General features: G+C 37.2%; 7 protein-coding genes and 1 pseudogene. 1 reads left to right on the top strand and 7 read right to left on the bottom strand.

Features of this window, described 5'->3' with window-relative positions; genetic code table 11:
* Positions 1-42 precede the first annotated feature (42 nt).
* The 5 genes from ANA_RS09645 to ANA_RS09625 form a co-directional block, all read right to left on the bottom strand.
* Entirely contained in the window at positions 43-2763 is a 2721-nt protein-coding gene (locus tag ANA_RS09645; protein ID WP_015079884.1) for a peptidase domain-containing ABC transporter, read from the bottom strand.
* Between the two features lie 21 nt (positions 2764-2784).
* On the bottom strand, positions 2785-3381 hold the full coding sequence (locus tag ANA_RS09640) for a helix-turn-helix domain-containing protein (protein WP_015079883.1): 597 nt from the start codon (positions 3379-3381) through the stop codon (positions 2785-2787).
* Positions 3382-4966: 1585 nt separating this feature from the next.
* On the bottom strand, positions 4967-5350 hold the full coding sequence (locus ANA_RS09635) for a HetP family heterocyst commitment protein (RefSeq protein WP_015079882.1): 384 nt from the start codon (positions 5348-5350) through the stop codon (positions 4967-4969).
* Between the two features lie 2435 nt (positions 5351-7785).
* Positions 7786-10173 carry a GH116 family glycosyl hydrolase gene (locus ANA_RS09630; protein ID WP_015079881.1) on the bottom strand — a complete coding sequence of 796 codons (2388 nt, stop codon included), beginning with the start codon at positions 10171-10173 and terminating at the stop codon, positions 7786-7788.
* A gap of 302 nt (positions 10174-10475) precedes the next feature.
* Positions 10476-10949 (bottom strand): DUF5320 domain-containing protein, encoded by a 474-nt coding sequence (locus ANA_RS09625; RefSeq protein WP_158310519.1) that lies wholly within the window; start codon positions 10947-10949, stop codon positions 10476-10478.
* Positions 10950-11419: 470 nt separating this feature from the next.
* Here ANA_RS09625 and ANA_RS09620 point away from each other — a divergent pair, with 470 nt between their 5' ends.
* Positions 11420-12781: an NAD(P)/FAD-dependent oxidoreductase gene (locus ANA_RS09620; RefSeq protein WP_015079879.1), complete on the top strand. Its 1362-nt coding sequence runs from the start codon at positions 11420-11422 to the stop codon at positions 12779-12781.
* Between the two features lie 137 nt (positions 12782-12918).
* Here the strand turns inward: ANA_RS09620 and ANA_RS09615 are convergent.
* Together ANA_RS09615 and ANA_RS09610 are read right to left on the bottom strand one after the other, a co-directional pair.
* Positions 12919-13260, bottom strand: a pseudogene (locus ANA_RS09615) (type II toxin-antitoxin system PemK/MazF family toxin).
* Positions 13253-13483 (bottom strand): hypothetical protein, encoded by a 231-nt coding sequence (locus ANA_RS09610; RefSeq protein WP_015079878.1) that lies wholly within the window; start codon positions 13481-13483, stop codon positions 13253-13255. Before ANA_RS09610 ends, ANA_RS09615 begins: the two are co-directional and overlap by 8 nt.
* Positions 13484-13626 lie beyond the last annotated feature (143 nt).

The following is a 13626-nucleotide window of genomic DNA, read 5'->3' as shown; positions in this document are numbered from 1 at the left end:
CCCCAACTTCTTCAATAAGTCGGGGATCTGGTTATTAAACAATTAATTTGTTTGTGCTAATTGTTGTTGATTGAGATAGAAATAATGTCCTTTTTTGGTAATTAATTCTTCATGTGTACCGCTTTCTACTAAAACACCACGATCTAAAACTAAAATTAGATCAGCATGACGAACTGTAGAAAGACGGTGAGCAATAATTACACTTGTACGTCCTTGCAGAATTTTTTTGAGGTTGTTCTGAATAATCCGTTCAGATTCAGCATCAAGGTGACTTGTAGCTTCATCTAATATTAAAAGTCGCGGATTTCCCAGTAAAGCCCGGGCAATTGCTAACCGTTGACGTTGACCTCCAGATAACATTCCGCCTCCTTCACCAATTTGGGTTTCATAACCCATTGGCATCCTTTTGATAAACTCATCTGCACCTGCAAGTTGGGCAGCTTCCACAATCTCTTCTAAAGAGGCTTCTGGATGGGCAATTGTGATATTTTCCCGAATTGTTCCGCCAAATAAAAATGTATCTTGATCAACAACTCCTATTTGCGATCGCAAAGAATGTAAGGAAATACTAGTAACATCTTGATTGTCAATTAAAACTCTTCCATCTGTCGCTAGATATAAACCCAAAATTAACTTAGAAAGTGTTGTTTTTCCAGAACCACTGCGCCCAACAACTGCTACAGTTTGCTCAGGTAAAATTTCAAAACTGAGATTTTCTAAAATATTAATCTCACTTTCGGGATGATAGCGAAAGGTAACATTATGAAAACGGATTCTCCCGATTAATCTCGGTAAAAATTGTCGAGGGTTATGTTCTAAATCTTCCTCTAGTTGTGCTTCCAGTACATCATTAATTCGTTCTGTAGCAACAATCACCTCTTGTAACTGATTCCACAAAATAATTAATCGTTGGAAAGGCTGAATAATATTACCCAGTAACATATTAAAAGCAACTAACTGACCAATAGTAAGTTGATTTTGAATGACTAACCAAGCGCCAAACCAGAGCAACCCTGTACTTGCTAAAGATTGAATAGTAGAGCTAATTAATTGCAGTTGATTACTAATTACTTGACCACTAAAGTTCTTTTTGATTAAATTGTTTAGCAACTCTTCCCAATGCCAACGAACTGTTTGTTCAATAGCCATTGAGCGAATCGAAGAAATTCCCGTCAAGCTTTGAATCAAATAACTATTTTCCAAAGTTCCTGCTGTGAATACCTCTCGACTAATCCGCCGCAAAAATGGTGTGGCAAAGAATGTTAATAACACAAAGGGTGGCACAATTGCCAATGTCATTAATGCCATTGGTGGACTGTACCAAAACATTAATCCCACATAAACAAAAACTGTTAATAAATCCAAGCCAATAGATAGAGCTTCACCCGTCAGAAACCGTTGAATTTTTTGATTTTCCTGAACACGAGAGACAATATCTCCCACATAACGAGACTCAAAAAATGACAGAGGTAAGCCAAATGTATGCTTAATAAATCCCACCATTAAAGCCACACTAATGCGGTTAGCGGTGTGATCTAGTAAATATTGTCTTAACCCATTAATAGCAACCCGAAACAACCCAAAAATTAACAATCCAAACCCGACAGTATTTAAAGTTAAGATGCTACCTTGAACAATGACTCTATCTAATAAAAGTTGAGTAAATAAAGGTGTGATTAATCCAAATACCTGAATTAATACCGAAGCAATAAATACTTCTAAGAGAACCTGAAAATGCGGTTTAACTAAATCAAATAACTGCCAAAATGGCGTGTTAGCTTCTTGCGTTTTTTTGAGTGAAGTTGTAGGCTGTAATAGTAAAGCGTAACCAGTCCAACCTGCAAGAAATTCCTTAATAGTAAGCTGACGTTGGCCAATAGCGGGATCAGCAACAATTACCTGTTTTTTGGTAATTTCATAGACAACAATGTAATGTCTACCTTGCCAATGAGCGATCGCTGGTAAAGATTGTTGGGCAAATTTATCCAAACTGGCTTTCACCGGACGGGTAGCAAAACCAAGGCTTTCTGCTGCTGCACTCAAACTTCGCATGGATGCACCACTCCGGCTAACATTAGCCAGATCCCGCAGCCGATTGATACTCAGGTTTTTTCCCCAATAACGGCCAACCATAACTAAGCAAGCAGCACCACAATCAGCAGCACTTTGTTGTTCAAAAAATGGATAGCGTTTAGTAAATTTACGCCACCAATTACCAACAACTACCGTAGGAATAGGAAAGTATTGAGGGCGTTTTTTTACTTGTGTTGGTGGGGGAATTATTGGTTGAGGTAAATTGGCACTATTTACAGTTCTTGGGGCTTCAATCAGCGGAATTTCTGAAGAATTCGCAGTGTTAATTAGCTCTGCCTTATTCAGCAAAAGATGATAAACACTAGGAAACTCTCCCATTACCTTAGTTAATATTGCTTGGGGAAGATAGGCAACCTTTAAATTCATAGAAGCTCTAGCCACATAACTGCTAAAATCTTGTTCTGGAAATAAAGTTAACTCCCCAAATGATGACCCTGAAGTGAGAGTATTAATTAAATTGTTCGAGCTATCAAGTAATCTCACCTTACCAGTCAGCACAACATAAATTCCCGGCTTTGCTGTTGTCGCTTGCCAAAATTGCTTTGCTACTGGTGGTTCAATAATTTCTAAAGCCTTGGTACAATCTATAACTGCTTGATCTGATAAGCCATCACCCAAGACTTGCCTAATGTGTGTAACTAACTGTTCCTGAGAAAACGCTGATAGCATTTCCTAACCTCCAAAACACTATTATTTATTGGTCTGCATGAGATTCAATGACCAATGAAAACTAGGTTCAGGCGGAGAATGCAAATCACTAATTTTAATTGCTAAATCCTGATTTTCAGTAGTTATCAATGGGGAACTTTTATGTTTAGTAGAAAGTCCCATTTGTTTAAGGAGGCGATTAATGTGGCGATCGCTAATTTGAATTCCCAACTCTTTCGCTAAATGTTTACTCAACCATTGCGCCGTCCAATCACCAAAAGCATAGCCATATTCACGGGGACTAGAATTGACTAATTCCTTCAATCTTTCAATATATTGATGATTAACAATCTTTGGTCTACCCAATGGGCGCTGATTCCATTTGTGAGCCATCCCCGCCTCAGCAGTACCTATCCAATACCTAGCCATCTCCTGAGAACAACCAATCATGTCACAAATATGAGTTTGCGATTTGCCCATATCTGCTAACAACATAATCTCAATTCGTCGCCGATATTCTGGTTGTGAATTGCTTTGTAAATTTTTTAGCAATGCCTTTCGCTGAAAAGGTGTTAAAAACTTACTTTCATAACCATCGTAAATATCAATAACCCGATTTTGATGAGAATAAGATGACATAATTCTTACCAGTTGCCTTCTACTTTCAAATTTGGGCAAATTTATCTGTTACATCGATTGCTCAAAGACAGATGCCAGAAATTTCACAGATATTCAGTATTTAATTTGGAGGATGTTTCATGAGTATTTATGTGATTCTCAATATCTATGCAGCAGGCATAGCTGTTATGTCCCTCAATAAACAGCACTGTCTGGTAAAACACCCATAAATAAAGTCCAAAAAATTCGCTTTCTCATGCCAAATTTATCTGCATTAGTTAATCATTCTCAAAATTTACCTAGCGCATGATACTATCTCTAATTTAGATTTCCAGATATTCGTAAACACTGGTATTGAAGTTAATCAATCCTCAAATATTTAAGTTCATGCAGTTCTAATTACCCAATAATTATGGAACAATTGTACTAAAAATTGCAGCCCCAAAATAGATAAGCTCAGAAAGATGTAATCTATCTCTTACACTAGCCTAAAATGAGAAAACTCTCATCAGCAGACGTTCTTAAATATGAAATCGTCTACTCGATAGCTAAGACTGAGCCATTCAGTTTAGATAAAAAAGTGATGAAGCTTTGATTGTTATCTTTAAATTCTGCTATATCTTCTTCTAAAATTTATATAAAAAATAAAATCTTCATCTAAACTTCATCATCTCTTCATATAAAATTTATATCAACTTAAAGCTGATAAGTAAGTTGGCGTTGAAAATTGTCGTCATAGCACTAGGCAAGAGGCAAGAGGCAATACTTCGACTTCGCTCAGTAACCAGAGGCAAGAGTAAAGAAGTTTTCAGCGATTTTACATTTCTTTACACAGTTTGGTTTTATTGTGTTCACCTACTTATAAATATGGTTAGTAATTTCTAGTAAATCCTATTGTAGAATTTTATATCCATGAAAAAGAAGCTGTAAAATTATTACAACTTCTAATTGCAGTTATATCAATTGCCAGTTGACATAACAGTAAAAATTTGCAAATAAGAGCATGATTTCACCATGACCTTCCGTTTCCTCATCTACCTTGATTACCAAAGTTAGCCAAACCTTAGTCACAGGAAATTTGCTAGAAAAAGTTATCTAGCCATCTCAATTTAATTAGGGCAACCCACCACCCTAATTGAAAACTGCTCAAGCTTCTGAGAGGATGTTTGAAAAGTATCAGAATTAATCGAGATCCCCCCAACCCCCCTTACAAAGGGGGGCTAAATTCCTCAAAGTCCCCCTTAAAAAGGGGGATTTAGGGGGATATGCGGGTGTCAGATCCCACACGAGAAAGTTTTCAAACATCCTCTGAGGAAAAATAACCACCTTTAGTCATGGTTCATCAGTCTTGATGGAGAATTTAATTATTGAAAAACTGAATGCAAAAGCAATCAGCCTATATGTTTCATGTACAGACACAAACAGTTTTTTGGGAAAAATGCAATTTGTCTGCTATGAACCTTTATTTAGGTTGCTATTTCTAATTTATAAGATGTTACCAGTGTATATTTGCCATTGTGGCAGAACTTTACGAAGGATTCAGTAATTGCAGTTACTCACATTGAGCATCATACTGAGTAACAAGCAATTACGATATAATCAGCAACTATGCCGACTTTTTTCCCCGACCATTGGCGCGTGCTTCAGCATGATGCTTGCCGCCAACTTCCATATAAGCTAAATCCTTAATCTTGCTTAAACAGTTAGATGCCAGATTGCCTTCGGATCTTTTCTCTGTGGGTGGTTTAGCAATTTTGAGAGTTTCATGATTTTGTGTATTCAAGCGACTCATGCGAGCGTTTTCTTTCAATATGCGGTTATAAGTGCGATAAGGAATATAGTGCATGGGATTATAGCCCACAAACCGCAACATTAAAACACAAGCCCAAGAATACTTCCCTGCCAAAATCGCTTCGACGACTTGGTCTAACTGTTCAGGATGGATTTTTGCTTCTAAGTTGTTACCACTGCCAGCAATATCTTGATTCATAATCTTAGTTATCTTTGAATTGAGTAAATTAGTCCAGTTGGGAGCAAATGCGATGGTCTTCAGCCAAATTGCTGTTGCGGGAACAACCGGAACCTATAGGTAATCAATTGGTGGCAGATGTTGAGAAAAGTAACAACTTTCGATAAAAGTCCGGTACTTGCGAATATTGATACCTGACGGGAATGGGAATCAGAAAACTGGATCTCTACGATTACCCATTTAACTAAGCTAAAACGCGCATTTGACCTGATGATTTTTTCCATAACCTGACCTGTGATTGAAAACCTGACTATTTTTAATCAAGTCTGTGTACTGCTGTGCCTTGCCGTGTATACCCTGATTTTCTGGGCAGTCTTACAGTTTTCATTTAGTAATATCTATAGATCACAGAAATAATATGTATTAATTGTGTCTGGGCTGTAGATTTATACTTACCAATGAATCAAAGGTAAAAATTTACCTTTTCTGTGGTTTCTACCTAGAGGAATTGAGTTTGGCGTAGCTTTTCGTAGATGCAATTATGTCCTCTTGAAATTTCCAAGTGGAAATTTTCTGCTTCTCCCTAGTTACTGCTGTATAACTTCTTACCATTAATTGTGGTGCTTTTGCTGTAAAAGCTCACAATTACTGAATGGAATCAGGAAAACCATTGATTTCTCAATTTCAAAAGCCACATTTTTATTTATACTATTTTTTGTCGCTAATGTCATCTGCCAAGGTGGCAAGATTTAAGTTAAATTTACTGAACTTATCTAGATATTTACTTATGTCTTGTGCAAGTTTGATTTTTGTCCCCAGTTGGCAAAAAATGAGGGGTGTTACCCCCCACTTTAATCTCAATGGCAGATGTTATCATCGTTATACAAAGCAAAAAAACTACGAATCACCTTTGTCTATGCTCCGTAGCATATAGATAGTCGTCGCAACTATAGCTCAAAAACAAATGAACTTTAATTACCACAAATTTAATTTTTATATAATAATTACTTTAATGAGAATCATTGCTTTGTAGGCACTCTAAAGCTTTAAGTCCTAAAATTCTGACGACAATAAAAATAAATATCAATTACAAAATAATTCCATAATTAACAGTATTGTTTATTGTTAATACTCTGGGTTTCGATATTAATCTAAATTACCAATATGTTTGCTTTTATATAAAAAAATACCTGTAGCTATATCTGGACAGCAAAAACTGGATCACCATGAACCTTTCACTATTATCTTATTTGTTTAGTAAAAGCTATTTGTTTATTAGGGAAAATTGGCATTTAATTAAATAACTAGGTTGGTAATTATATGTATGCAATTTATTAATATAAGTAAGATTACAGTAATATTCATTAAACTGATTCGGTAAGAAGAACCATCATTATTTATGGTCAATTGCCGCAGATTATTCTTGTCAAAGCCGATACTTAGGTAGAAAATAAAGATCAAGTCCGTATGGCTAAGTAATTCTTAACAAATCAAATCTGCTCAAATTTCCGGGTCTCAAACGCTACTATTCAGCTTTGAGAGCGAATTATTAACTTACCTTTGGGGGTTAAAGTCCCCTGCTTCTACAAGCAGCGGGTTTTGCGTCGGGGTAAAATCCCCGTTGCAAAACGTAATTCTAAATTCTAAATTCTAAATTCTGCATTCTTTTAACTGAGATTTTCTCAATAACTTGCCCAGAAATTTATCCGGTAGTTGCTTGACAGATCAGAATGAGGAGGTTATAGTGTAACTCCCAAGCTGTTTAAGTTTTTAAACAAGTTGGGCAATTTTCACAAGCAGTTCGCTAGATCGAAATTTTGACTCTATTACAACTAGCTGGGAACTTATCAGCTAAATTAGGAGTCGTAAAAACTAAGTGCATTTGAACCTGACTAACCTGACATCATAGATTGATAAAGCTCCTGCTGTCCTTGCTTTATTCAACTAGCCTGCATCTACTCATATTACTAAATTTAAGGTCTACTGATAAATTCTCATCTGTTTCCAACCAGAGTAGAGAATATTTTTAGGTTGTTGATTTTAATCTTTTCAATTTCCATAACCCTAAATAAAGTAGGGAATTGGTAATTGTTTTTTGTGTCTTTAAACGTGCCATCATTTTCACAGCCTCGGCAAACGCAATTACTGATGTGATTTATTGCTAATTGCTGACTTCTCATTTTTCAGTGGCTTTGCGAGCGAAAGTCAACCCAATGATACTTGAGCAAAAAATTTATCCATGTTTCCCGGACCGACTAATTTTATCTTGAGTGGGAGTTTAGAAGTTATCTTTGTTGTTAAATCAGGAAAAAGAGGCATATCTTAAAGCATTGGTTTTCAGATTTAAATTCCTCAACTCTTAACCATTACTGATTTTTTCGCCCAATTCCGGAAATAACCGGAAAATAAAGATCCCCGACTTCTCAAAGAAGTCGGGGATGTGAAAAGTATCAAATTTAACGAACTAGCAAATAGATTCCCCAAATAGCCATAGCGCGGAGATAGGTACTAGCGCGGAAAGTGCCATTAGCGGTGATTGCTTCCGGGGTGCGAAATTGCAAACCATTGTCGTAAATTTGCCTCACCACAGCCTCAGTTAACCGCATTGCCTCATTTTTCATGTTCATTTGCACCAGGAAAGCTGCTAGACCAAAATTGATTCCCGTCCAAACTTCCAAAGGATGAGTAGAATTGGGATTTTCGGGTAAACCATTGGGAAGAACACCATTAGCAGCGCCAAATTCACCATTTTGAAACTTGAGAAAACAGGAATCATATACTTTTGTTAAGGCAGACAAAGCGCGATCGCTCGGAACAATATCTGGTAAACTCAATAAACGAGCGTAGAATTGCCCACACAATTGGTCAGCCATAACTACATCAGAACCACTGTCACTATCCAAACGGTAATACTCACCATTCCAAAGCTTCTCCTGATAAATTGGCTTCGATTGACTTAACCAACCTTGATAAATAGACCCTTGCACCTCCACCTCTGCGTCCTCTGCGCCTCTGCGGTTCGTTAAAATCTTAGAAATAGCAATAGCAGCTTCCAAAGCAGCTAACCACAAACCACCACAATAAGCACTCACACCTTGTAAACGCCAATCATCAAAAGTTTGGTCAGGAGCGCCAGAATTTTCTGGTATACTGTCACCATCGAGATCAAAAGTTTTCACATAATCGAGAGTTTGGACAATAGCATCCCAACAATCTGCTAAAAATTGAAGATCATTTGCACCGGTAAACAGAAAATCTCGATATACCTGCAAAACGAAATCACAACCTAAATCTTTCCACAGGTTGCAATCTTGATAACTAGTATAATTGGTTTTTTCCCAAACGTGTTCATTGGGTGCGCCTAAATCGTGGGGTGTCGCACCGGCAATTTTCCGAACTGCGTTGGGACTTTCAGATTTGATAGTTAAATAATAACCGATTATTCTAGTTCTATCATCACTTTGGGGAATTGCCCTAGCAAAAGCCCGAATTACCGATTTTTCCAATTCAGGGAATAACATCAATAACCCAAAAGAACCGTATAACCGCACATCTAAACTTTCATACCAACGATAATCTAAACATTCTAACACGGCAAATTGACCAACGGGATCAATTTCTGAGGCCGCACTCCAGAGAGTTCCTCCACTGGTTAAATCGTAGAGTTCGTTAAATAAAGCCATTTTGAACCAGTCAGGTAAATCTGATTTTGCCAAAATGGGATTTTGCCAATCTTGAATGAGCGATCGCCAATTCTGATATTCTTTAAGAGCAGTAGTGGCAATCTGCCAAGCATTCTCACCATTACAACCAAAAAAGTCTGTATATCTGCGGTAATAGTTCACTCCTGCTGCAAATTCTGTAACGGGAAAATCCCAACTTAGCACCAAGGGAACTTCTAAATTTTCCCCAGGTTGCAAAGTGAAACGCACCGCAATTGCTGCACCTAATCTGGTATTTTCATCTGCGGGAGTTTCATCTATATAATTAGGTAAAGAACCATTTGCAGAGAAACTTTGCCAAACATCTTCACCATTACCCACAGGATTAAATCGGGAATGATAGAATATTTCCACTTGGGGATTTTTAGCAGTCGCAATACACCAAGTTCCGTCTCCTTCTTGGACAGTTTGATGATCAGAAACTTGACCTAAAACACAACCAAAATATTGATGATCTTCTGCTAAACAATTATAATTTCCTTGACTTTCTCCCCAGCGTGGTAGATATTCATAAACAGGACTTCCATCATCTCTAACTCTAACTTCGGGAGATTTTAAAGTATTAGTAAACCAACCGACCATATTTTCCCAAGTTAGCATAATGCTAATGGTAATTGGTGCATTTGTGGGGTTGTGTGCTTTCCACAAGAAAACCGCAACCGGATAACTTGATTCTTGATAATTATCTGCCCAAATTGGCGAAAATTGCTCACAGGTTAATTGAGTTTTTAAGACATTTTCATAAACAAACCAACTGCGGGGATAAAGTGCGTGATATGTACCTGAATTCTGTTCCTGAGACTGTGGATACCATTGCCAAGATTGCAGTGTATGATCTTCTGGAGGTTGGGTAGATAATGCGTAAGCTTGTCCAGATTCAAAAATACTAAATTGACAAGCGGGAACAGTTTTAAAAGTATGTTCTCCCCCGTCAATGTGCCACAGGTTAAAGTCTCCCCGTGAAGAACGTCCTATACACCCTGCACCAAAGCCACCAAGGGGCATTCCGTGCCAGGGACCATCATCAATATTACTGGGATAACGGACGGTGTAGGGGTTCTCCCAGCCTAAGCCAATGGGACGTTTCCAGGTGCAGGGGGGAATTTGTGGGTGGTTTGTCATGGTTTGAGTTTCAAGGTTGACGCTAAGGAAGACTAGCGAAAGATAACAGAAAATCAGGAAATAATGCAATAATTCATTACAAGCTTGATCAACTTACTAACCATTTAAAATCAGACGATAGCTAGGTTCGTAAGTCGTGTAGAAAATCATTTAATGATTCATTTAATGATTTATTAAATGATTTTTTGCAAGACACTAAAAACCATAGTTGTCAGCAAAGGATATTAGGTAAAATAAATAGTCAATAAAAAACCAGCTAGGAACTAACTTAGCTGGTTATTTTTGTGTGTAAAATACCTTACTTACATTTTATCACTAAGTAATTTATTAATCATCTCCTGTTGCTGCTTTAACTGTTCTTTAAGCATTTCTAATTCTGTTTTCTGATCATCTGCTTGTGATTGATTAGCGGGTAATTCTGGATTAATTTGGTTAGCTCTATCAGAGATATCTTGGTAATGCTTCTCTGATACTTTTTCGTTATGTCCACACCACGCTGATACTATTTTTTCATCACGCCCTAAATCAAAAACTTGATGAGTGATGAATGTATGACGGGTATTATAACAAGGCAGGTATTTTCTTAATTTACCCTGCTCTATAAGAGTAGGAATTATGCCTATAATCTTAGAAGTAGAAGTGCCAGTAGTGCCTCTCCAGTTAGCTCTAAGTGTACCATCTTTGACTATTTTCCCGTCAACCTTGAATACTATATCATTATCTTTTCCTTGTGGTATTGACTTTAACAATTCCCATAACTCACCATTCTTAGGCATAGGGAACATTCTAATTAATGAACCATTTTTATGATTCTTTAATGGGTAAAATGACTTGGTAAGATTATTGTAAGTCCTCCTAATCAAAATTCTTTCTCTGTCAAATGAAACATCACACCACATCATCCCAATAGCCTCACCCGTCCTGCATCCTGTAAGAAACTTAAAAGCTAAAATGTCATACCATTTAGCTTTAGTTTTGTGATTACCAGATATTGAGTATTATAGCACCATTGACACCTAGCGCGATGTGTAATTTTTCTCAAGTCATGGGTGAGAACTATATTTTCATTGCTGGAATTTTAGATAATTTTAATTAATAGATATTTTCCCGATTCCTTTTTAATAGTAACTTTGACTACGTTTAGTATTTTTTCAAGAGTTCCAAATAGACGGCAAAATATATTATAATATTGTTACATATTTGTTAAGAAAGGTTACACGACTCTTAACAAAAGGAAATATGGTTTATGGTTGTTCCCCGTGAGAAGAATGCACCACATGAAGTTGTTATCGTTGGTGGTGGCTTTGGTGGATTGTATGCAGCAAAGGCTCTTGCTAAGGCAAAAGTAAATGTTACTCTCATTGATAAACGGAATTTTCATTTATTTCAGCCGCTTTTATATCAAGTTGCCACAGGTACACTATCACCTTCTGATATTTCCGCACCATTGCGATCTGTATTCAGCAAAAGCAAAAATACAAAAGTGTTGTTGGGAGAAGTAAGTGATATTAATCCCAAAGCGCAACAAGTTATTTTGGGTGATGAAATAGTCCCTTATGATACATTAATTCTGGCCACTGGTGCCAACCATTCCTATTTTGGTAAGGATAATTGGAAAGAATTTGCTCCTGGTTTGAAAACTGTGGAAGATGCCATAGAAATGCGTCGGCGGATATTTTCAGCCTTTGAAGCCGCAGAAAAAGAAAGTGATCCGGTAAAACGTCGGGCTTTGTTAACTTTTGTGATTGTGGGAGGAGGTCCAACTGGTGTAGAATTGTCCGGTGCGATCGCTGAATTAGCATACCAAACCCTCAAAGAAGATTTCCGCAACATTGACACTTCAGAAACGAAAATTTTACTATTGCAAGGGGGCGATCGCATTCTCCCACACATTGCCCCAGAATTATCAAAAGTAGCAATAGAATCTTTACAAAAGTTGGGTGTGGTTATTCACACTCAAACCAGAGTCACAAATATTGAAAATGACATTGTTACTTTCAAGCAAAACGGTGAATTGACAGAAATTCCCTCAAGAACTATCTTGTGGGCAGCCGGTGTGCAAGGTTCAGCTTTGGGGACAATCCTCGCTGAACGCACAGATGTAGAGTGCGATTTCTCTGCCAGAGTAATTGTCGAACCTGACTTGACTATCAAGGATTATAAAAACATTTTCGTAATTGGAGACTTAGCTAATTTCTCCCATCAAAATGGTAAACCCTTACCTGGTGTTGCCCCCGTAGCCAAACAAGAAGGAGAGTATGTAGGTAAACTCATTAAACGCCGGCTTCAAGGTCATACTTTGCCAGAATTTAAATACAATGATGTGGGTAGTTTGGCAATGATTGGGCAAAATTTAGCCGTTGTAGATTTAGGTTTCATTAAACTCACAGGTTTCATTGCTTGGATATTTTGGCTAGTAATTCACATCTACTTCTTAATTGAGTTTGACACTAAATTAGTGATAGTAATTCAATGGGCTTGGAATTATATTACTCGCAATCGTCGCTCTCGATTAATTACAGGGAAAGAGGCTTTTTTGGCAACAGAAACTGTTAATAATAGCAGTCATTCCCAGACTACAGAAAAGAAGCAACCAGCCAAACTCTAGAATTTGTGGTTTGTAGTACCACGGCATTAAAATTTATGGGAAAATCCGCCATTCTTTCAACACTGAATTCAATTAGTGTGAGGTGGCGGGTTTAATTGTGAGTGCTACTACGTCTAGTAAATTGGGTGTATTTTTAGTCATTTAATATTCAAAACAATAGCTAAAGCATTACTAATTTCCTGCATAATTTCTTCCGCAACTATTCCCACTTTTTTAATTAGTCGTTGTTGAGAAACTGAACGAATTTGAAAAGTATCTGCTGTGGATAATTTGCTTAAATTATTCTCTGCTGTTGTTTCAATACGTATCATCCAAGGTACTTGTGCAAAAACTTCGTTCTATCCGGTAATAGGTACAATAACCTTTAAGCGTAAAGTACCTATATCATCATTATTAACAATGATACAAGGTCGGGTTTTGCTAATTTCATCCCCTACTGTGGGATCAGCATTATACAGCCAGATTTCACCTCTACGCATAATCTTGGTACTCATAAAAATCTTCATTACAAGTATCAACAAATTCTGTTAAACTGCTTTCTGTTTCATAATAAGAACGCATCATTTCCGCAGCAGCAGTTAAGCTCAGTTTTTGAGGATTTTGCATTTCTTCACGCATGAGTTTTAAGGCAAATTCTATTATCTCTAGTCTTTCGACATTAGGCATTTGTTTAATAGCTTCTAAAATTTGGGGGTTGATCATAATTTGTGGCAATTGTAAGTAGTTTCTATTTTAAAGTAAGATATACTGACTCTGCAACCTTCGTAGGTTGGGTTGTTCGCGTCAGCGTTGCGGAGCAATGGAACGAAACCCAACACCATCCACCAGAATATTATAATTAATGT

Origin of the sequence: Anabaena sp. 90 (genome assembly GCF_000312705.1) — a bacterium.
Taxonomy (GTDB): domain Bacteria; phylum Cyanobacteriota; class Cyanobacteriia; order Cyanobacteriales; family Nostocaceae; genus Dolichospermum; species Dolichospermum lemmermannii.
Note: the sequence above shows the minus strand (reverse complement) of the source record. Positions and strands in the feature narration are given on the sequence as shown.

What these genes read in the sequence shown, in the direction of transcription:
- ANA_RS09645 (WP_015079884.1), bottom strand. Translation starts at nt 2,763, where the DNA reads ATGCTATCAGCGTTTTCTCAGGAACAGTTAGTTACACACATTAGGCAA.
- ANA_RS09630 (WP_015079881.1), bottom strand. Translation starts at nt 10,173, where the DNA reads ATGACAAACCACCCACAAATTCCCCCCTGCACCTGGAAACGTCCCATT.
- ANA_RS09625 (WP_158310519.1), bottom strand. Translation starts at nt 10,949, where the DNA reads ATGCCTAAGAATGGTGAGTTATGGGAATTGTTAAAGTCAATACCACAA.
- ANA_RS09635 (WP_015079882.1), bottom strand. Translation starts at nt 5,350, where the DNA reads ATGAATCAAGATATTGCTGGCAGTGGTAACAACTTAGAAGCAAAAATC.
- ANA_RS09640 (WP_015079883.1), bottom strand. Translation starts at nt 3,381, where the DNA reads ATGTCATCTTATTCTCATCAAAATCGGGTTATTGATATTTACGATGGT.
- ANA_RS09620 (WP_015079879.1), top strand. Translation starts at nt 11,420, where the DNA reads ATGGTTGTTCCCCGTGAGAAGAATGCACCACATGAAGTTGTTATCGTT.
- ANA_RS09610 (WP_015079878.1), bottom strand. Translation starts at nt 13,483, where the DNA reads ATGATCAACCCCCAAATTTTAGAAGCTATTAAACAAATGCCTAATGTC.